Source organism: Streptococcus sp. FSL E2-3494 (genome assembly GCF_038007085.1).
Lineage (GTDB): Bacteria > Bacillota > Bacilli > Lactobacillales > Streptococcaceae > Streptococcus > Streptococcus thermophilus.
In genome coordinates this window covers 710862-731510 of sequence record NZ_JBBOWN010000001.1, presented here as the reverse complement: position 1 = coordinate 731510, position 20649 = coordinate 710862, and the positions used below count along the sequence as shown (strand labels likewise).

Below are 20649 nucleotides of genomic sequence, written 5' to 3'. Positions count from 1 at the left end.
CTATCTATGCGTACGTGGGTCACTAGCATCCGCTAAGTTTTGACCAATAATAAAGAGAGCAAGAGAAACAAGAATCAAGGTAGTCAATGGAATCCAGAAGAGATAGGCATTGACTGTAACATTCTGTGCATAGTCTGAAATCAAACGACCAAGACTAGGCGTAGTAACAGGAAGACCCAAACCAAAGTATGAAAGGAAGGCCTCATAAGAGATAAATCCTGGCAAAAGTTGACTAGCCATGGTTACAATAACTGACACAAGTTGTGGCATAATATTTTTAATCACAATCTTAGCCGTTGGTGTTCCCAAATTGCGAGAAGCCAAGTTATACTCCAAATCACGATAACGCATGATTTGAATACGGATTGTGTAGGCAATACCAATCCAACCTGTTACGGTCATGGCAAAAATCATATTCCAAAAACCAGCACCTAATGAGTAAGTCAAGACGATAACCACAAGGAGAGAGGGAATATTTGAGATGATGTTGTAGATTTCCATCATAATCATATCGAAGGTCTTAGAAATCCCCCAAACAGCACCTACAAGCAAACCAATTATAACATTCAGGAAGGTAGCGATAACAGCGATAAGGATAGAATTACGAGCCCCAAACCAAACACTGTCAAATAGAGACTTACCATTACCGTCAGTACCGAACCAGTATTGAGCGTTTGGATGTACATAACGCAAACTGAAATCATTTACTTTTGAGACATCATTGAAGTCAAATTTAGAAAACATTGGGTAGATGAAACTCATCAAAACAATAGCAATCAAGATTCCCAACATTACAACTGTTGATTTCTTTTTAAAAAATTGACGCATCACTGATTTCCAGTATGAGTAAGACGGTGCATCAATTGTTTCAGAGGCAAAATCATCGCGCTTTACAAATTGGAACTTACTTTTATCAATTGAAGCCATTATTTACCTCCTTTAGATGTCAATTTGATACGTGGGTCAATAATAGTCATAAGGATATCACCCACAAGCAATGAGAAGATGGAGAGAGCTGTAAAAATAAATACCAGCCCAACGACCATAGCATTATTAGAAGCACGAACAGAATCGATCAACATTTTACCCATACCAGGGTAGGCGAAGATTGTTTCTGTCAAGGTTGCCCCTGTGATAACCCCAACAATAGATGCTGGGAACCCTGAAACCAAGGAAACCATAGCGTTTTTTAAAATGTGTTTATTTGAAATTTCTTGTTCTGACAACCCTTTGGCACGTGCAAAACGAACAAAGTCTTGTGATTGCAAGTCAATCATGTAACGACGAATCCAAATCGCAAGACCTGGTGTTGACAAGAGACCGAGAATAACAGATGGCAAGACGTATGAACGCCAGTCACCCGCACCCAAGATAGGAAAAGAATCCGGAAGACCAATCTCAGAACCAATCAAGCGAATGATATATACCAAGGCAATCGTCGGTAGCGAAAGCAAGAAAGTCAAGACGCCTGTTAACACACTATCAAAGAGTGTATTTTTAAAGCGTGCCATGTAAGATCCCAATGGAATCGCTAAGGCATAAGACAAGACCAAACCAATCAAACCAGCAATGGCAGAGCTTGTCACCATTGATGGGTACTGATAACGACTCTTAGTAGATGTGTACGGATCATCACCATAGTAAGAACGATCTCTAGCGTCAGCCTGACTAGGTGATTTATAAGTACGAGAATAGATATCTACTGAAGATATTTTCTTACCAGTAGGGAAGTTAACCACAGAGCTTTTTGTCTGTCCTTGGCCTTGTGTAATAACATCAAGAACACCTTGCCCAGCATAAGTTGGGTATGAAGTTCCAAGATTCATCTTCACAAAATTTTGGTGAACAAACGGGAACTGACTGTTAAAGTAAAGCAAATATTTGTGCTTAGTCCCTGAACCAACAACCGACCAACCAATAGCTGGATCATTTTCAATACGGATGTAACGCTTCAAGTTTGGATTTGTTTTATCTTTAACCCATCCAGTATTGTCAAATTCAAAGAGGTGCGTGTAGAATTCAAACACACGTTCAAGCACTGGCACATCACGTGTCGCATAGAATTGCTTACTTTGCTTGAACTGATGCAAACGCCAGCCATGTCCCAAACTATCCACATATTTTTGGTAGATAGCTTTATTGGCTTTTGTTGGCTTAGTTGTTACCGACTTATCAAGTGTGCTGGCATTCTCCTGCAACTCCTTGGTGTCATAGTAATCAATGTACCCCATACGTTCAAAGATTGTATTTTCATAGTTTATCTTAGAATCAGCTGTCTTTGCAATCTTATTGTAGTTAGGGTCCTGTCTGAAAATCAGACGCCTCGGCACCATGGTATAGATAATCGTCTAGGTCAAGGCCGTCACGACAAATATTGACAATATAGAACGGAGGGTTCTCAATAAAATATATCTTTTCATGTCTCTTCCATTAATTCCAAAAGAACTTTCCCAATCAAATGAGAAAGTTCCATCGTTCTTTTATTTAACGTGTTTCTCAAGATCTTTTTGAGCTTTTTCGTTAGATTCTTTCTTTTCTTTAAGCCATTTTTCACGACTTTGTTCATATTCTTTCTTAGTAACTACTTTTTCTTGTGGTTTCACATATTTGAAGTAGTCTGATGAGTTTTTATCACCCACCTGGATGCTAGCACCGGTAAACGGTGTCAAGCGTGAGATAACTGGTGCCGCACCATTACCAACAGTCAATGGAATCACAAGCGAACTGTCCTCCAACCATGCTTGAGCTTGAGCATAACGATCGTAACGAACATTAAGGTCACTTGTTTCTGAAGCTGCAGAATTCAGCAAGGCATCATAGTCTTTGAGTCCCACTTGGGCTGCTGCCGCATTATTTGGATCATCATAACCCATGAAATCCTTAGTGTTTTCACTTGAAGTTGTCTTAAAGATATCAAGGTAGGTTGATGGATCTTGGTAATCTGGCGCCCAAGCGACACTATTTGAAATATCCCAGTCTTCTGCTGCTGCGTTGGCTGCATTAACTGTTGCATTTTCCAAATCATCAGATGACAATTGGTTAATATCTATAACAACATTTTCGCTACCCAATGATTTTTCAATGGTTTGTTTCAAAGATTGGGCTTGGGCAACATTAAGTTTAGAACTTTGATCAACTGGAAGGTCCAAATGAACTGGGAATTGAACACCATCTGCTTGGAGAGCATCCTTAGCTTTGGCAAACTCAGTCTTAGCTTTTTCAGCATTGTAGAGGCCATCTTGACTATCAGCAAAATTCACACCTGACCATTCATCCCCATATGAAGACATTTTCTCTGTTACAAGATCTCCGAAGGTCTTATCACCTGCACTCACAAAATCAGAAGGCACAAAGAGGTTACGAACAGCTAGAGTTGCACCATCTTTACCGTTTACTTGTGATTGATAGGCTGTACGATCAATAGCGAAGTTGATTGATTGACGAAAGTCTTTGTTTAGAAGAGCCTTCTTAGTTGATGTCTTTTCAGCATCTGTCTTCTTAGCTGAGAATTTATAGCTTTGACGGTCAATGTTTACACCAATAGCCAATGTAGATGCACCTGGTTCTGTGTAAAAAATATTATCTTTATATTTCTTCTCTACAGAAGCATAGTTTGAACTTGTTGGAAAGACACGAGCAAAATTATAAGCACCATCAGTGAAACCACGTACTAGAGCATCTTGATCCGAACCATCATAATATGAGAATTTGATGGCATCAAAGTGTACATTTTTCTTGTCCCAATAATGTTCATTCTTAACCAACTCAATTGAAGATTTAGCTGTCAAAGATTTGAGAAGGAAAGGTCCATTATAAAGGATAGAGGTTGGGTCTGTTGATTTACCAAAATCTTTTCCCTTATTCTTGAGGAAGTCTTCATTTACTGGGAAAAGCAAACTATAAGTTGTCTTAGAGTTCCAGTATGGTTCTGGTTGCTTAAGCGTGTACTGCAAAGTATAGTCATCAATTGCCTTGACACCCACATTCGAGAAATCTTTATTGGTACCAGAGAGATAGTCAGACAATCCAGCAATAGAATCTTGAACCAAATAGATACCACCTGCTTTGGAATCCGCAGCATGTTTAAGACCCGTTACAAAGTCCTTAGCAGTAACATTAGCGTACTCTTCACCTTCAGAAGTATACCATTTGATCCCTTTACGAATTTTATAGGTATAAGTAAGACCATCTTTAGACACAGACCAGTCTTCAGCTACTGATGGAACAAGATTACCATATTTGTCCGCTTCCATAAGTCCATCTACACCATTTGTCACAACAGATTTTGTAGGTCCCGTATTTGATGTAATATAATCCAAAGTTTCTGGATCCGAACTGTAAACGTAACCATAAGTAGTTCCGCTAGTGTTTGATTTAGATGAACAAGCCGCTAACACACCAACACCTAGAAGTGCTACACCCGCGAGGGCCAACCATTTGCTTTTTTTCATAAAATGCCTCCAAAAAAATTTTTTACAACTTTATTATAGCATAAATAATCAAGCAGTCTAGCTTTTTATCAGAAAATTTTGTAAAATTCGATAACATAATGTAAACACGATAACAACTGTAATTCCTTATCAATAAAGGTTCTCATTTAGTTAACATTGATTTATTTTTAATTACAAAAGTTCCACAAAAAAGCCCAGTCGCTTTGTACTGACCCCAAAAAGTTAGACAACTAATTTATCCAAAGGATTTAGTTCTGTATTGCACAGGACTGAGTACTTTTAATTTTACCTTAATACGTTTGTTGTTGTAATAATCAATATAGTCTACAATAGCTTATTTCAATGCTCAAGTGACTGAAAGGTAGCCTCGTAACCACAAAATATCTCAGACTTAAGAATACCAAAGAAGGATCCCATCATACCATTTCTGGTTTATCAACCGAATAGTCGTGTTGGTTTGGATCATAAACCTTCAAGACTTTCTTACGTTCCAAGATTGGATCTGGAATAGGAACAGCAGACAAGAGTGACTTGGTGTAAGGATGGATAGGATTGTTGTAGAGCTCTTCTGTCTCAGCAACTTCCACGATTGTCCCCTTTTAGATAACAGCGATACGGTCAGAAATGAAACGAACCACTGACAAATCGTGAGCGATAAAGAGATAGGTTAACCCCAACTCTTTTTGGAATTTCTTAAGCAAATTCAAAACTTGAGCACGAACTGACACGTCAAGGGCTGAGATTGGTTCATCAGTGATAATCAAATCAGGCTGCATGACCAAAGAACTCGCAATCCCCATACGTTGACGTTGTCCCCCAGAAAGTGAGTGAATAATGCCACTACGTGGACCAACACCAATTTCTTGGATCTTCCATCCAATAATAATCCAGTCCAATCTCACCATGACCAATCACTTTTGGATGCTATAGGTTGGCGACAATCATATCCTCAACCTCTTGATTATAAGAGCCAGCTTCAGTTGGGTGCCAACCGATTGTGGCATAAATTTCTGGGTATTCTTCAGCTAATTCAATAGCTCGTTTAATGGTTGGTGCATCAAAACCAACGACGTTGTGTCGAGTAACGCCCATTTCTTTAGCGAGGGCTAATTCTTCTGCTTCACGACCAGCAAAATCATCAGCGTTAAGATACGTATGTGTATCGAAAATTTCCATGCTTTTTTTATAACACACACCACAAAAGACACCAAAGCAAGTGTGAGGAAAATGGGGGGAAAGTTCCCCTTATTTTACCTTAAAATCTCTCACCCTTGGTCGTTCTGTGGATAATGACTATTTTAAAAACATTTTAAGTTTTTCACATGTTGATAACTTTATCATCAAAAAATAAAAACTTATTTAACCAAATCATCAAACTCTGAACGTTATTATTCATTCTTTTTATATTGTACGTGTTTATTTAAAAATAAATACTACTTTACTTATTTAAAAAAATAATATACAATAATATCCTATCGTTTATAAAAATTAATTGGTTTAATATTCGTAAAAAGGAGAAAATATGTTAGCCAAAAATCGTTACCTCATCGCAAGCTGCGGTGTTATCTTGCATTTAATGTTGGGATCTACTTATGCTTGGAGTGTTTATCGTAATCCTATTATCGCTGAAACTGGCTGGAATCAATCGTCAATTGCTTTTGCCTTCTCACTTGCGATTTTCTGTCTGGGCATGTCTGCTGCCTTTATGGGACAAGTTGTTGATAAATTTGGTCCTAGGGTGACTGGGACCATCTCAGCTATCCTGTACGCATCTGGAAATATTTTAACCGGTGTTGCACTTGCTAATCATAGTCTTTTACTACTTTATCTAGGCTATGGTGTTCTTGGCGGTATCGGGCTTGGTACGGGCTATGTCACACCCGTATCAATGATTATCAAGTGGTTTCCTGATAAACGTGGGCTGGCAACTGGGCTAGCTATCATGGGGTTTGGCTTTGCCTCTCTTTTAACCAGTCCAATTTCGTATTTCTTAATCACCAAATATGATGTTATCAACACCTTTTACCTGTTAGGTGTGGCTTATTTTCTGGTTATGCTTATCGTCTCACAATTTCTCAAATTTCCATACTACAGTGAACAGGATACTAACGACAGTCATAAGCAATTAAGCCAAGGTATTGGGGCTAAAAAAGCCTTAAAAACGGTTGAATTTTACCTGCTCTGGCTAATTCTCTTCATCAACATTTCTTGTGGGCTTGCCTTAATCTCTGTTGTCTCACCTATGGCACAAGATGTAGCTGGCATGACTGCTAACCAAGCTGCCATTATCGTCGGGCTTATGGGAATTTTCAATGGCTTTGGAAGATTGCTCTGGGCTAGCTTGTCAGACTATATTGGTCGTCCGCTGACCTGCACTATTTTATTTGTTGTTAATATCCTCATGACTATATCTCTCATATTCCTTCACGCGCCAGCATTATTCACCATTGCCATGGCTGTGCTCATGACTTGCTACGGAGCTGGCTTCTCACTCATTCCACCGTATCTTAGCGATATTTTCGGTGCTAAAGAGCTAGCAACCATGCACGGTTATATTTTAACAGCTTGGGGAATGGCTGCGCTAGCAGGTCCAATGTTGCTTGCTGTCATATACTCAGCAACCAAATCATACACAAGCACTCTTGTCGTCTTCATCCTACTTTATCTATTTGCGCTAGCTATTACACTTTGTCTAAAATCACAAAAAAGAAAATAAATATTTGTCATAAAAATAACCCCCTACAATGTACTAACCCCAAAAAGTTGGACAATTAATTATTGAAAGGATTTAGTCCTGTAATCTACAGGGCTGAGTCCTTTTAGTTTTGCTTTAATTCGTTTGTTGTTGTAATAATCAATGTAATTGATAATGGCTTGTTTGAGCTCGTCAAGTGAGTTGAATTGTTTCTCAAAACTATAAAACATTTCAGATTTTAAGACGCCAAAGAAAGATTCCATCATACCGTTATCTGGACTGTTTCTCTTGTGGGACATGGATGGACGAATTCCATTTTGCTTAAGAAAATCATGATAAAACTGGTGTTGGTATTGCCAACCTTGGTCACTATGGAGAATTGTATTTTCATAATGCTCCTCTGTGAAGGACTGGTCTAACATAGATTTCACTTGTTCTAAGTTTGGTGAAGTTGAGAGATTATAAGCGATAATTTCGCTGTTGAAACCATCTAAAACAGGCGATAAATACAATTTATGTGTGCTATTTGGAATGGCAAACTCTGTCACATCTGTGTAGCACTTTTCCATTGGGTTGGCTGCTTCAAACTGGCGTTGAATAAGGTTATCTGCTTTCTTGCCAACTTCTCCTTGGTATGAAGAATATTTGTGTTTACGACGAATTTGGGAACTTAAACCAAAGAGCTTCATCAGACGTTGGACCTTCTTCTGGTTCACTACAAAACCACGATTCCTCAATTCAAGAGTTATTCGGCGATAGCCATAATTTCCTTTATGCTCATAATAAATTTCTTGAATTTAGCCTTTAGTCTCTTCATCTTTGTCGTGCCCATCTAGTTGTTTCAACTGATAATAGTAAGTCGAGCGAGCTAAACGTGCTGTTTCAAGAAGTAAATCTAGTCGAAATCCTCCTGAAACCATTTTCTCTAACTGTTTCTGCCTTTCTCGCTGTAAGGCTTCGTCCCTTTCCTCTAACTCTTTTAACTTTTTTAGGTAGGCCACCTCGGTACGTAAGCGTTCATTCTCCTCTTGGAATCGCTCTAGTTCTGTCATTTCTTCCCAAGCTTTCTTACGTTTACGCCCCATTTTAGGTACTCTGCCTCTTCTTTTCTCAAGAATTGTATACCCATTTTTTTATATTGTGCTATCTAGTTAGGCAACATTCCACCACTTGGAAGACAATAATCAAGACTTACACTTTTTTGTGAACGACCTTCAAGTAGCACTTTATCAATCATTTGTTGTTTTAATTCTGGAGAATAGTAACAATTCTTACCTTTCTTGATAATTTCTATTCCGTAACGTTCAATCAATCTCGTCATATATCTTAATCCAGAAGCACCCACACCAAATCGTTTTGAAAGTTGGTTGAAGGTTTGACCTTGCTTTCTCAATTCATATATTTGAACTTTATCTTCATAAGTTAATTTCATAATAAAAACACCCCAAAAGTTAGATTTTTCTATCTAACTTTTGGGGTGCAGTTCACTTAGCCAGACTTTCTTTTATTATTGCTTTTAATTATTAAGAGCTTGAGCAGCTGTGATAATAGCTAAGTTGTAAATATCTTCAGCACTAGCACCACGAGAAAGATCGTTTACTGGTTTATTAAGACCTTGTAAGATTGGTCCGATAGCCTCAAACATTCCCAAACGTTGGGCAATCTTATAACCAATATTACCAGCCTGTAAACATGGGAAGACAAAGACGTTAGCTTGTCCTGCTACGTCACTGTCTGGTGCCTTAATAGCTGCTGTTGCTGGAACAAAGGCTGCATCAAACTGCAACTCACCATCAATAGCCAAGTCAGGACGCATTTCTTTAGCAATATTTGTTGCTTGAACAACCCTGTCAACTTTTGGTGATTTAGCGGAACCTTTTGTTGAGAAGCTAAGCATCGCCACTTTAGGATCAATACCAAAAACTTTAGCTGTTTCTGCAGTATTAATTGCAATTTCTGCTAATTCTTGAGAATTTGGTTCAATATTGATAGCACAGTCGGCAAACATCAAGCGATGATTGGTGTCTTCACGGTTCATAAGGAAGACACCTGATGTACGAGAAACACCAGGTTTCGTTTTGATAATTTGAAGAGCAGGACGAACGGTATCCGCTGTTGAGTGAATCGCGCCTGAAACCATTCCATCTGCTAAACCAAGTTTAACTAGCATAACACCAAAATAGTTGACATCACGAAGCAACTTGTCTGCATCTTCAATTGTCGCTTTCCCTTTACGGACTTCAACAAATTTTTCCTTCATTTCCTCGAAGCCTTCATAGGTTTCAGGATTAATAATAGTACAGTTAAAGTCTACAAAACCAAGATCGTTCAAGATTTTGTGAACCTCTGTTGGGTCTCCCAAAATAATAGGATCAACTAATTCTTCAAATTTCAAACGGGCAGCTGCACGAACCACACGGTCATCATTACCCTCAGGGAAAACAATCCTAACACCTTTCCCTGAAATATGTTCACGAAGTTCACCAAATAGACTACGCATAAAAATTCCTCAATCAATCTTTTTTAGTTTTCAAGCCCATGATAACGGTTTCGAAATCATCTGTCAAGGAAGACTCATGGACCATTTCTTTTTTGGTGAAAGGATCAACAAATGCAAGTCGGTGGCAATGCAAGGCCTGGCGCTCAATACCATAGTCTAGAGAACCACCATAAAGGTCATCTCCTAAAAGGGGGAGTCCCAAATGGGCAAAGTGGACACGAATCTGGTGGGTACGCCCAGTATGCAAATTGATATCAACCAGTTTAACCCTACCATAATCACCTACCAAACGATAACTAGTGTGGGCATATTTCCCCGATTTATGGACTCGACGTGTGATAATGGAATCCACATCACGCGCAATCGGTGCAATGATTTCACCCTGCTGCTCAAGCTTGGTCTCACCTTCAACCAAGGCATAATAATGTTTTTTTATAGACTTCTGTTGTAACTGTTTATCCATACGAGCATGGGCGTAACCATGCTTGGCAAACAGCATGAGACCAGATGTGTCCTTATCCAAACGTGTCACGATATGGACACGCTGGTTGGGATAATTATTGCTGACAAAGTGATGTTTGACAAAGTTAGCCATGGTATTATCATGGTTAACACTTGGAATACTAGCATAGCCATAGGGTTTATTAATCACCAAGAAGTTATCATCCTCATAGACTATATCCAAGTCAAAAGGAATTGGCTTCAAGGTTTCATGCGGGGCCTCATCAGGGATTTCTATGGCAACCACGTCTCCCTCATGGACAGGATAAGTCGCAAACTGCTCCTCACCATTGACCCAGATGTGACCTCCCTCAAACTTAATTTTGGCTAGAAGTCCTTTTGAAATATCGTGCTCCTTCAAAAAGGTTTTAACTCGACATGAACGTCCTACAGTAAATTCATATCTCATTCTTCCATGTCTCCAATAAAGGATTCACGGACACGTTCCCAAAAACTTGTGTGACTAGCACTAGCAACAAAAGAAATCTTACGTTGGTCAATCGAAAATTCTACCTTTTTCACATTCCGGTTGGTATAGGTCTTATTATCAACCGACAGAGTGTAGCTCCCCATTCGAGTAGGATAGACAGTAATCTTCTCATGTTTTGGCACGATAAGTGGACTACCTAAGGTACGGTAAACACGATTATTAAGACTAGCAATTTCTGTCAACTGCAAAGCCTCAATAGTGGGATGAAGTACCGCACCACCCAAAGATTTATTGTAGGCGGTTGATCCTGTAGGCGTTGACACCGACAATCCATCTCCACGGAAGCTCTCAAACAAGACATCATTAAGGCAAACATCTGCTGCCATGGTTTTCTCATTACGCTTAATTGCTGCTTCATTGAGGGCAATTGACGTAAAAGAACGACCAGCAGCCAGGGTCAATTTGACATTCAAAAGAGGGTAAGAAATCTTTGCACCACTATCTTTTCGAAGCGTCTCGATTAATTGATCCACTTCACTGTCCAAATAATCCGTATAAAAGCCTAGATGACCCGTGTGAATCCCTACAAAACGCACACGCGCAAGCTCTTTTTCATACATATGAAAGGCCGATAGCAACATACCATCACCACCAATTGAGATGACCACATCTGGATTTTTCTTGGTCAAATAAAAATCAGGATCATCTCGAAAGGCATTAAAAAGTTTCGAGGCAACACGCCTACTTTGGGGTTTGCCATTGGCAATAATAGCTACCTTCATCTCATCCGAAGAGGTCTTCATCTGTGTCATCACTATTTCCTACACTATCCTTCAAAGTTCTATTAATTGGATCAAAGAGCAACTGGGCTTCTCTAATATCATCACGTATCTTCCGCATTTCTTCGTCAAGCTCATAAGCCATGCGGGCCGTAGTTTCCAAGCGAAGTTTAATTTCCTCAGGAAAATTCCCCTGATACTTGTAATTAAGAGAATGTTCAATGGTGGCCCAAAAGTTCATGGCCAAAGTCCTAATCTGAATCTCTGCAAGAATTTCCTTACGACCATCTATGGTATCAACGGGATAAGAGATAATAACATGATAAGAGCGATAACCCGAATTTTTACGGTTTCTGATATAGTCTCGCTCTGAAACAATCGTCATATCACTACGATGACGAAGCAAAGCCAAAACCTCATCCACATCATCGACAAATTGGACCATGACTCGGAGACCAGCGATATCCTGCATATCTTGAGCCAAATTTTCAATTGAAAGACCACGAAGGGCGATTTTCTCCTCAATGGAAGCCACTGACTTCACACGTCCCGTCACAAACTCAATAGGCGAGTGACGGTTTTGCTTACGAAATTGTTTACGAATGCCTCGGAGCTTGATTTTGAGCTCACCTACGGCCTGAATATAGGGGTCTAAAAATTGTTCCCAATCCATGGTCAAGATAGGACTCCTCCTTGTCAAAAGCTTTAGTTTTTTATAAAATAAATATAATCTGTTATATTATACCACATTTAAAAGAACAAGGGAGGACACACATGAACCATTTAGAGATAGAGTACAAGACTCTGCTCACCAAAGACGAGTATAATCGTTTAGCAGTGCTTTTCTCCCATGTAACACCTGTTACGCAAACCAATTACTACATTGATACACCCCAAGGTGACATGAGGAATAAAAGGTTGTCTTTACGTATCAGAACCCTTCCCACTCATGGTGAGTTGACCTTGAAAATTCCTGAAAAGGTCGGAAATATGGAATACAATGTCACCATGGACTGTTCAGAGGCTAAGGCTATGACCAAGTCTCTTGACTTCCCTGATTGCCAAATCAAGTCCATTCTTCTGGAACGTGGTGTTAAGTTAGAGGATCTAACCATCCTAGGACATTTAACCACAACCCGTCGTGAATACCAGACCAATATTGGTCTCATGGCACTTGATGTCAATGTCTATGCTGATAAGAAAGACTATGAGCTTGAGTTGGAAGTTTCAGATGCCAAGAGAGGTAAAGACGACTTTTATGCCTTTCTTAAGGAAAATAATATTAACTTTAAGTATGCCAAGAGTAAGGTTGCACGTTTTATAGCAACCCTAAAGCGAGATAAAGACTAGTTGGTGAAATGTGAGTTTATAGAAATTCTGCTAGTCTTTTTTGATCCGTTCTGAGGCGGACCTTCCACCGTCAAAACGTCTATAAAAACCATTTACCTCATTTTAAGACAAGGATTAACCCTTGTCTTTTTTTATATATGCAAAAACAATTTGGTACTTGTGGCAACTTCCACAATCGCTCTCTTCTGTCTAAAAACGCATACAAAATTGATTCAGTGATTTATGGTTCGTCAATTTTCATCAATATCGCTTTCTGAAGGCTGAAATTTCTATTTTTTTTTGTTAAAATAGAAGTATCTGTAGTTTTATTACAATAGCCCTAATTGGGCTTCGCATCTTATTTTTTTAAAGGAGTCACCATCGTCATGGTACATCAAAAAGCAAACCCAAAATTGAAATTGTTCTCGCTCAGCTCAAATCCAGAAATTGCTGAAAAAATTGCTGAGAATACCGGATTGCCACTTGGAAAAGTATCTTCACGTCAATTTTCTGACGGTGAAATCATGATTAACATTGAAGAATCTGTTCGTGGAGACGATATTTACATCATCCAATCTACTAGCAACCCTGTTAACGACCACCTTTGGGAATTGCTCATCATGATTGATGCCTGCAAACGTGCCAGCGCTAACTCTGTCAATGTAGTTATGCCTTATTTTGGTTATGCACGTCAAGACCGTATCGCTGCTTCACGTGAACCAATCACTGCTAAATTGATTGCCAATATGTTAGTTAAAGCTGGTGTCAACCGTGTCTTGACGCTTGACCTTCACGCTGTCCAAGTTCAAGGCTTCTTTGACATCCCCGTGGATAATCTCTTTACTATCCCTCTTTTTGCTGAATACTACAACGAAAAAGGGTTGACTGGTGCAGACGTTGTCGTTGTTAGCCCTAAAAATTCTGGTGTTAAACGTGCTCGTAGCTTGGCTGAATATCTTGATGCTCCAATCGCTATTATTGATTATGCTCAAGATGATACGGGACGTGAAGAAGGCTACATAATCGGTGAGGTTGAAGGTAAAACTGCGATCTTGGTTGATGATATCCTTAATACGGGTAAAACTTTTGCCGAAGCGGCTAAAATCCTAGAACGTGGTGGGGTTAATGACATCTATGCAGTAGCTAGTCATGGGCTCTTTGCTGGTGGTGCCGGTGAAGTCCTCAAAGTTTCTCCAATCAAAGAAATCTTGGTTACAGATTCAGTTGCAACTAAAGAAAATGTTCCTACAAGTGTTAAGTACCTTTCAGCAAGTGAGCTTATCGCTAATGCTATTACCCGTATCTTTGAACGTCAACCACTTAGCCCACTTTTTGCATATACTGCCAACGAGGACTAATTTATGGTTTATTTGGATAATGCAGCAACCACTCCTTTGAATACTGCTGCTATCTCAGCGATGACACATGTCATGATTGAAACCTTTGGAAATCCATCCAGCCTACATGCTTATGGTCGTCAGGCTTCTAAGGAACTCCGTGAGGCTCGTGAAGAAATGGCCAGGCAATTTCAAGTTCCTGCTCGAAAACTCATTTTCACCTCTGGTGGGACTGAGGGTAACAATACAGCTATAAAAGGTTATGCCCTTGCCAATCAAGCTAGTGGAAAACATTTGATTACGACTGCTATCGAACATCATTCCGTCCTTCACACCATGGCCTACCTGGAAGAGCGTTTTGGTTTTGAGGTTACTTATATCCAGCCGGTCAATCAGGTCATTACAGCCCAACAGATTGCTGAGGCCTTACGTGACGATACTATTCTGGTTTCTGTCATGTATGCCAATAATGAAACTGGTCAGTTACTTCCTATTAAGGAAATTGGTGACCTGCTCACCAACCACCAGGCTGCTTTCCACGTGGATGCTGTTCAGATTGCAGGAAAACTTCCAATTCACCCAGAAGAACTCGGTGTCGATTTTCTCTCAATCAGTGCTCATAAATTTCATGGACCTAAAGGTGTCGGCCTGCTCTATCATAATGATTTGCACTTTGACAACCTACTCCACGGTGGTGAACAAGAGGAAAAGCGTCGTGCCAGCACTGAAAATCTTGTCGGTATTGCAGGCATGACCGCAGCTTACAAACAAGCTAGTAAGAACTACCAAGACAATTACAAGCATGTTGAAACAATCCGTCAGGTGTTCCTTAATTCTCTCACTGTTCCTTACGAGATTAACAGTGTAGGACCCAGTCTACCTCATATTATCAACATTAGTTTTTCTGGCAAGGAAAATGGATCTCTCTTAACCCTGTTAGACTTGGCTGGATTTGCTGTCTCAACTGGATCTGCTTGTACTGCAGGAACTGTTGACCCAAGCCATGTCATCCAATCCCTATATGGCAAGGATTCTGACAAGCTTAAAACAGCTATCCGCGTTAGTTTATCAGAAGAAAACACTGCTGAAGAACTTCAAGCCCTAGCAGAAAAACTTAATCAAATCATAGGAGACTAAGATGGCATTTGAAAAAAGCATTCATTTGGCTGACTGTAAATACCGTTATACCATCAGCTCTAATGTCAAAAAATTCACTCTTCGTGATACAACTTTTGTACAAAATAAAATCGGAAACTACGAGTTACACCGTCTACTCGAAAAAGTGCCTAACTCAGGTGAAGGTTTCCCACTAAAGATCACTATTAACAAATATTTGACAGGTTTCAAATTGTCAATCACAGACAAATCTGGCCTTCGTAACATTAATATCTTTAACAATGAAGACCACCATATCTTACAAGAAAAATTCTACTTCTTGATGCAGAGTTTGGTAGACCGTCAAGTTTTTGAGCAAGAAGAGGTCTAAACCATTTTTAGATATATAAATAACCTATCCTAGTGATAGGTTATTTATATCGCATCATTTATACTATTTTGTTGCAATCTTCACAAACTTTTCCTAAAATAATATAAGTGAATCATATTAATTCAAGAAGGGAAATGCGATCAATGACATTTGAGAAAAACATTCCAAACGCTACTGCTAAACGTCTCTCTCTCTATTATCGAATTTTCAAACGATTTCATCGTGAAAATATCGACAAAGCAAGTTCCAAACAAATTGCTGAAGCAATTGGAATTGATCCTGCTACAGTGCGTCGTGACTTCTCCTATTTTGGTGAGTTAGGTCGTCGTGGTTTTGGTTATAACGTTAGTAAGCTGATGACATTTTTCGCAGAACTCCTTAATGATAATGCGACAACTAAGGTGGTCCTTGTAGGAGTAGGAAATATCGGACGTGCTCTTCTTCACTACCGTTTTCAAGAACGTAACCGCATGCAGCTGGTTATGGCTTTTGATACAGACGATAACGAACTGGTAGGAAGCCAGACTGAAGACAATATTCCTATCTATGGTATCTCTCAAATCAAGGACAAGATTGCCCAGGAAGATATCAAAACGGCCATCCTGACAGTGCCATCAGTCAAGGCACAGGAGGTGGCTGAGCTTTTGGTTGATGCTGGAATCGAAGGCATCCTCTGCTTCTCCCCAGTCAACCTCAACCTTCCACGCCACGTGGTTCTCCAATACGTAGACCTGACTAGTGAACTACAAACCCTACTCTATTTCATGAAAGAAGAAGAAAAAGCAAGGAGAAACAATGACTAAACCAATCATAGGTATCACAACTAATGTAAGACCTAATCCAGACCATGAAGATATGAACTGGTCTTATGCCCCATCTGGTTTTGTGGAAGGAGTTCAAAAAGCTGGTGGTCTAGCAATCCTTCTACCAGTATCTGATCCTTCGGAGGCTAAAACCTATATCTCCATGATTGACAAGCTTATCCTCATCGGCGGTCAAAACGTTGACCCTAAATTCTACAACGAAGAAAATCATGCCTGTGAGGATGACTTTTTCCTCGAACGTGATCTCTTCGAGATGGCTCTAATTGAAGAAGCTACCAAACAAAAGAAACCGATTTTTTCAATCTGTCGTGGAACACAACTCATGAATGTTGCCCTTGGTGGTAGTCTCCATCAGGATATTGAAGGGCACTGGCAGGATAAGCCTTCCGAATACCTTTACCACGAAATTATTATCAACAAAAACAGTAAGTTAGCGGAGATTTACGGCCTAGAAACCTCTATCAACTCTTTCCACCATCAGAGTATTAAACACTTGGCCTCTGACCTCCGTGTTATTGCACGTGACCCTGAGGATAATACTATCGAAGCTGTTGAATCAAACACACCAGATCTTCGCTACCTTGGTGTTCAGTGGCATCCAGAACATCTCCTAAACAAACGTAAAGAAGACCTCAAACTCTTTGAATACGTTGTAAACGAACTTTAAAAGCAACTGATACTGCACTCAGTTGCTTTTCTTGTGTCTTTATAGACTCTACTTAAAGTTCAAAATCCTCCCTCTCCTCACGAAAGGAATAATAAGTTGATTTTCCAACAATCAGATGGTCAAGAAGACAAATTCCCAAGTCGTCACAGGACCTCTTAATCTTTTGAGTAAAATCAATATCATTGCGACTAGGATAGGCTTCCCCCGAAGGATGATTGTGGACCACAATCAAGGAAGTTGCCATCAGATGACAAGCATAATGTAAAATCTCACGCGGCTCGGCAATCGAACGGCGAACTCCACCGATAAAGACCGTCTTTTGCTGAATAATACGATTCTGCGTATCAAGGTAGATGGCCACCAAATGCTCCTGAGGCTTGTCACCAATATCTAACATCATGCGACGCGCCACCTGCTGACTAGACATAATCTGCTCAGAACGAGCCAACTCAGCCTTCTCAATACGCTTAGCCAACTCCACCATAGCCTTCAGCTCAATGGATTTCACACGTCCAATACCAGGAATCTCCTGAAGCTCATTCAGAGACAAGCGAGACAAATCCGCCAAACTCGTCATTCCTTTTAAAATACGGTTGGCCATAGATAGGACCGACTCAGACCTCGTCCCCGTTCGCAGCACTATCGCCAACAGTTCCTGGTCAGACAAGACCTCTGCACCCTTTTGTAAGAGACGCTCACGAGGCAAAAGCTCCGACTCCTCAGCTACAATACTATACATAAGAAAAAAACCTCCTACTTACTTATTCGTAAGTGGGAGGGGGAAGTTACTATTTCAAAGTATTTTTTCTACTCTTTGATGTAAATCTACGTTTTACCCTTCTCAAAATATACTTCACAGCGGTTCCTGGACCTACAATAATATATTTGAGAGCACCTTTAATTCCACCGATATTATCAAAATTAATATAGGTATTTGGTAAAGTATCAGGACGAATATTCAATACAACGTTATCTACAAATGGCGTGATATAGATATCATTTTTTGCAATAGCATAATCATAACGTCTTGCCCAAGCTAGATACACCAGAATACGCTCAATTGAATGCAAAATAGTATGTTGAGGAATTGGTTCTGCTGGAATCTCTTCATCTTGTAAGTCCAAATCGAACAACGGTTTCAAGGCGTCGTATTTGAACCAAATGAATGTCCCGTAACTCATGATAAAAGTATTCATTTTATCAAAGTCGATATCTCGACCAAGATCCATCCGCTCCCATAAATCATTCATTCCTTTGGCAAAACGATTCTCATTCCAAGGATCTACAATTTTAGTATATCGGAAAAAACTCGGAATATCAGCGATTACAAGCCCCAATCTATCATCACGTTCAAGATTTGCGATAATATTATCAGCAGGCTGAATCAACATTGAGAAAAGTTCATTTCGCCATGAATCTCCAACCCAATAAGGGTATTCTGGTGATTTTTTCGTATGGAAATGTCCAATATAATCATAAGCAGAAAGCTCATCTTTCAACTTAAGCATTGGAATAACATCACGTCCTCGATTCCCAGTAATAAAGATTCGAGCAACTTTTCCATTCTTATCCAGAATAGACTGAATTTCTGCTTTTTTCTCTTCTGAATCCGTAGTCAGGAAGAGGTCATAAGTAAAGTGAAAATTCTCAAATTGCTTTAAAAAATCTTCTAATAAGTCAACATAGTAGGTATGAAGATGTACAGCAATTCTTTTAGTGTCTGAATATGTCTGTGAACTTTTCTCAATAACTTTGCGATCAAGTAAATAAGGTGGTGTTGGTAAACTCATATCCGACATATGAGATAAGATTAATTCTACTGGATAGTCCGTTCTTTTCTCGATTTCCTTAAGCAAATAAGGAGCTAGATGTTGAGTTAAATCAAATGTTTTAACCTTGATGAACGGCACTCCTGTATCAAGCAAAACATGAGGATAATGAATAGTGAAATTGCTATGGAAAAACTTGTCATTTAATGGAATCGTATTGAGAATAGATTCATAGTTAAATCCAGCATCCCTAAATTTCTTGGTATAAAGAGTTTCATAATTATCGATGACCTTTTGAACATCTTCGAAACTCTCAACTGATTTCCAGAACTTTTGGAAAACACTGGACTCAACTAAACGTTTTTTAAAGGAAATAAAGTAAGATTGCAAATGTTCATGAATATAAATATCACCAGCTTTGATTCCTTGATGATTAGTCATACCCCAAAAATCTACATTTGGGTTTGATTCATAGTTATCATAGATTGGTGCCATGTCCCAAAGTGGGCCAAAACAAGTATCATTCATAACAGTAACAGAATCGTACTGTTTCAAGTTTTCAAATCCAACAAATTCCATACCATCATGCCAAGCAGCAAAATCGTAACCTTTATTCTCACGTTGGATAAAATCATCAATCAGGTGCTTATCACGAAGTTTTTGTACTTCACTTTCACTAAGACGACTATTTGAAATAAAAACTAATTTATCAAACAATGGTCTCATATGTTCAAGTTGATAAAATACATGTCGACTAATATGATCATATTTATTGAAATGGACATAAAGCAATAGACGTTTCATTTACTTCTCCTAAAGAAATTAATAATTTTAGTTGGTATTGTCCATCTTTTTGAAGTAACAACACTGTTATATTGTTTTTGTAAGTCATCATATAAAATCTGTATACGATTCAACTCACTAGTCATATTTGTAAGTATTTCTTCTTTCTCTTTTTTTAACACTTCAATATACTCACTTTGATCATGAGAAATTCGTGACACCTGATTCAGCCTTGAATTTAAGTCTTCTATCTGACGATTTAAGTCTTCTATCTGACGATCTTTTTTAAAGACTAAAATGTCTAAATCACGGTCCTTAACAAGCGCTAAGTGTAACATTCTTTTAATATCCTGATTTGGATACTTGTTGAGATATTTAATTTGAGAATTCAAGATCCCTGTGAACCGCTTTTCAGCAGTTTCCAATGTCATAGGTTTTGAATCAGATCCTAAATTCATACGATATACAGTGGTGGAATCACTCAAAAAAGAAATCTTAGTACGTTTGAATAATTCAAGTTGCAACTCAAATGTATCGTCTACGGCAGTATCGCTAATTTGAGCAGATACCTCTTGCATAAGAGCGGTATCAACCAGCCAGGTTGAGGCCATCGTCATACCTTTCATGACAAGCATCTCTTCATAGGAATCAATTAAAGGAAGTGCCTTGTTAGCAAAGGCATCTTTTTGGATAAGATTCCCGTCTAGGTCTACCATATCAAATTCGGTATTTGACCAAAGTGAATCGCTTGAAGCATCCAACAAATCAACTTGCTTTTGAAGTTTTAATGGGTCAGTCCAAAAATCATCACTATCACATCTTGCGATATATTGACCTTTAGCTTCTCGGCAAATTTTTTTCCAAGTTTTAGTAATACCTAGATTCACTTCGTTACGAAAAGTTCTAACTTTTTCAGGAAACTTATTTTGATACTCTTGAATAATCTCATACGAATGATCTGTTGAAGCATCATCAATGATAATAATCTCAAAATCAAAATTTGTTTCCTGATTGAGAAAGCTATCTATAGCCTCTCGTACCCAATCTCCCTTATTAAAATTAGTACAAATAATCGATACTTTCATTCAAACTTCCCTT

At 39.0% G+C, this 20649-nt stretch carries 16 protein-coding genes and 5 pseudogenes; 7 read left to right on the top strand and 14 right to left on the bottom strand.

The annotated features are described in order from the left end of the window. From oppC to NST05_RS03860, 6 genes and pseudogenes are all read right to left on the bottom strand, one after another. Window positions 1–927, bottom strand: a complete 927-nt coding sequence (oppC, locus tag NST05_RS03885; protein WP_084828982.1) for an oligopeptide ABC transporter permease OppC — start codon at window positions 925–927, stop codon at window positions 1–3. Beyond that, a pseudogene (locus tag NST05_RS03880) lies at window positions 927–2420 on the bottom strand (ABC transporter permease). The gene oppC and the pseudogene NST05_RS03880 overlap by 1 nt, the downstream one beginning before the upstream one ends. Window positions 2421–2480: 60 nt before the next feature. Beyond that, entirely contained in the window at window positions 2481–4451 is a 1971-nt protein-coding gene (locus NST05_RS03875; protein WP_064355565.1) for a peptide ABC transporter substrate-binding protein, read from the bottom strand. 235 nt (window positions 4452–4686) lie between these two features. Then, window positions 4687–4877, bottom strand: a pseudogene (locus NST05_RS03870) (IS3 family transposase); the annotation flags it as partial. Further along, window positions 4871–5281: pseudogene (locus NST05_RS03865) on the bottom strand (ABC transporter ATP-binding protein); the annotation flags it as partial. The pseudogenes NST05_RS03870 and NST05_RS03865, both read right to left, overlap by 7 nt. 31 nt (window positions 5282–5312) lie before the next feature. Then, window positions 5313–5627, bottom strand: a pseudogene (locus NST05_RS03860) (TatD family hydrolase); the annotation flags it as partial. Between the two features lie 346 nt (window positions 5628–5973). On the opposite strand from NST05_RS03860, the gene NST05_RS03855 reads away from it, so the two are divergent. Next, entirely contained in the window at window positions 5974–7167 is a 1194-nt protein-coding gene (locus NST05_RS03855; protein WP_100262689.1) for an L-lactate MFS transporter, read from the top strand. 59 nt (window positions 7168–7226) lie between these two features. Here NST05_RS03855 and NST05_RS03850 read toward each other — a convergent pair. The 5 genes and pseudogenes from NST05_RS03850 to NST05_RS03830 form a co-directional block, all read right to left on the bottom strand. Beyond that, a pseudogene (locus NST05_RS03850) lies at window positions 7227–8578 on the bottom strand (IS3 family transposase). A gap of 84 nt (window positions 8579–8662) precedes the next feature. Further along, the gene (gene pta / locus NST05_RS03845) at window positions 8663–9646 is read right to left on the bottom strand and encodes a phosphate acetyltransferase (protein ID WP_084828984.1); all 984 of its coding nucleotides are present in this window, start codon (window positions 9644–9646) and stop codon (window positions 8663–8665) included. Window positions 9647–9659: 13 nt separating this feature from the next. Next, window positions 9660–10556, bottom strand: a complete 897-nt coding sequence (locus tag NST05_RS03840; RefSeq protein ID WP_014727627.1) for an RluA family pseudouridine synthase — start codon at window positions 10554–10556, stop codon at window positions 9660–9662. Beyond that, window positions 10553–11389 (bottom strand): NAD kinase, encoded by an 837-nt coding sequence (locus NST05_RS03835; RefSeq protein ID WP_082245815.1) that lies wholly within the window; start codon window positions 11387–11389, stop codon window positions 10553–10555. The genes NST05_RS03840 and NST05_RS03835 overlap by 4 nt, the downstream gene beginning before the upstream one ends. Further along, window positions 11361–12035 (bottom strand): GTP pyrophosphokinase, encoded by a 675-nt coding sequence (locus tag NST05_RS03830; RefSeq protein WP_049554140.1) that lies wholly within the window; start codon window positions 12033–12035, stop codon window positions 11361–11363. The genes NST05_RS03835 and NST05_RS03830 overlap by 29 nt, the downstream gene beginning before the upstream one ends. Window positions 12036–12130: 95 nt before the next feature. Between NST05_RS03830 and NST05_RS03825 the strand changes: the two genes are divergently transcribed. The 6 genes from NST05_RS03825 to NST05_RS03800 all read left to right on the top strand — a co-directional run bounded on the left by NST05_RS03825 (window position 12131) and on the right by NST05_RS03800 (window position 16999). Then, window positions 12131–12706, top strand: a complete 576-nt coding sequence (locus NST05_RS03825) for a CYTH domain-containing protein (RefSeq protein WP_084828985.1) — start codon at window positions 12131–12133, stop codon at window positions 12704–12706. A gap of 365 nt (window positions 12707–13071) precedes the next feature. Beyond that, window positions 13072–14043: a ribose-phosphate diphosphokinase gene (locus NST05_RS03820; protein ID WP_084828986.1), complete on the top strand. Its 972-nt coding sequence runs from the start codon at window positions 13072–13074 to the stop codon at window positions 14041–14043. A 3-nt stretch (window positions 14044–14046) separates the two neighbouring features. After that, complete coding sequence (locus NST05_RS03815; protein ID WP_084828987.1) at window positions 14047–15159, top strand: cysteine desulfurase family protein; 1113 nt, start codon at window positions 14047–14049, stop codon at window positions 15157–15159. A 1-nt stretch (window position 15160) separates the two neighbouring features. Further along, window positions 15161–15508, top strand: coding sequence for a DUF1831 domain-containing protein (locus tag NST05_RS03810; protein ID WP_084828988.1), 348 nt, complete (start codon window positions 15161–15163; stop codon window positions 15506–15508). A gap of 143 nt (window positions 15509–15651) precedes the next feature. Further along, window positions 15652–16311 (top strand): redox-sensing transcriptional repressor Rex, encoded by a 660-nt coding sequence (locus NST05_RS03805; RefSeq protein WP_084828989.1) that lies wholly within the window; start codon window positions 15652–15654, stop codon window positions 16309–16311. Next, a complete protein-coding gene (locus NST05_RS03800) occupies window positions 16304–16999 on the top strand; it encodes a gamma-glutamyl-gamma-aminobutyrate hydrolase family protein (protein WP_084828990.1) in 696 nt (231 codons plus the stop codon). The genes NST05_RS03805 and NST05_RS03800 overlap by 8 nt, the downstream gene beginning before the upstream one ends. Before the next feature lie 52 nt (window positions 17000–17051). On the opposite strand, the gene radC is transcribed toward NST05_RS03800, so the two are convergent. Genes radC through NST05_RS03785 form a run of 3 tightly spaced genes read right to left on the bottom strand, consistent with a single transcriptional unit; the run spans window position 17052 to window position 20636 of the window. Continuing rightward, the gene (radC, locus tag NST05_RS03795) at window positions 17052–17738 is read right to left on the bottom strand and encodes a RadC family protein (RefSeq protein ID WP_084828991.1); all 687 of its coding nucleotides are present in this window, start codon (window positions 17736–17738) and stop codon (window positions 17052–17054) included. 49 nt (window positions 17739–17787) lie between these two features. Continuing rightward, a complete protein-coding gene (locus NST05_RS03790; protein WP_084828992.1) occupies window positions 17788–19572 on the bottom strand; it encodes a rhamnan synthesis F family protein in 1785 nt (594 codons plus the stop codon). After that, complete coding sequence (locus NST05_RS03785) at window positions 19569–20636, bottom strand: glycosyltransferase family 2 protein (protein WP_024703947.1); 1068 nt, start codon at window positions 20634–20636, stop codon at window positions 19569–19571. Before NST05_RS03785 ends, NST05_RS03790 begins: the two co-directional genes overlap by 4 nt. Window positions 20637–20649: the final 13 nt, after the last annotated feature.

Excerpts from the sequence above, each read along its gene's own strand:
- NST05_RS03785 (WP_024703947.1), bottom strand. The coding sequence starts at position 20,636 with ATGAAAGTATCGATTATTTGTACTAATTTTAATAAGGGAGATTGGGTA.
- NST05_RS03855 (WP_100262689.1), top strand. The coding sequence starts at position 5,974 with ATGTTAGCCAAAAATCGTTACCTCATCGCAAGCTGCGGTGTTATCTTG.
- NST05_RS03790 (WP_084828992.1), bottom strand. The coding sequence starts at position 19,572 with ATGAAACGTCTATTGCTTTATGTCCATTTCAATAAATATGATCATATT.
- NST05_RS03800 (WP_084828990.1), top strand. The coding sequence starts at position 16,304 with ATGACTAAACCAATCATAGGTATCACAACTAATGTAAGACCTAATCCA.
- radC (WP_084828991.1), bottom strand. The coding sequence starts at position 17,738 with ATGTATAGTATTGTAGCTGAGGAGTCGGAGCTTTTGCCTCGTGAGCGT.
- NST05_RS03840 (WP_014727627.1), bottom strand. The coding sequence starts at position 10,556 with ATGAGATATGAATTTACTGTAGGACGTTCATGTCGAGTTAAAACCTTT.
- NST05_RS03875 (WP_064355565.1), bottom strand. The coding sequence starts at position 4,451 with ATGAAAAAAAGCAAATGGTTGGCCCTCGCGGGTGTAGCACTTCTAGGT.
- NST05_RS03810 (WP_084828988.1), top strand. The coding sequence starts at position 15,161 with ATGGCATTTGAAAAAAGCATTCATTTGGCTGACTGTAAATACCGTTAT.
- NST05_RS03805 (WP_084828989.1), top strand. The coding sequence starts at position 15,652 with ATGACATTTGAGAAAAACATTCCAAACGCTACTGCTAAACGTCTCTCT.
- oppC (WP_084828982.1), bottom strand. The coding sequence starts at position 927 with ATGGCTTCAATTGATAAAAGTAAGTTCCAATTTGTAAAGCGCGATGAT.
- NST05_RS03820 (WP_084828986.1), top strand. The coding sequence starts at position 13,072 with ATGGTACATCAAAAAGCAAACCCAAAATTGAAATTGTTCTCGCTCAGC.
- NST05_RS03835 (WP_082245815.1), bottom strand. The coding sequence starts at position 11,389 with ATGACACAGATGAAGACCTCTTCGGATGAGATGAAGGTAGCTATTATT.
- NST05_RS03815 (WP_084828987.1), top strand. The coding sequence starts at position 14,047 with ATGGTTTATTTGGATAATGCAGCAACCACTCCTTTGAATACTGCTGCT.
- pta (WP_084828984.1), bottom strand. The coding sequence starts at position 9,646 with ATGCGTAGTCTATTTGGTGAACTTCGTGAACATATTTCAGGGAAAGGT.
- NST05_RS03825 (WP_084828985.1), top strand. The coding sequence starts at position 12,131 with ATGAACCATTTAGAGATAGAGTACAAGACTCTGCTCACCAAAGACGAG.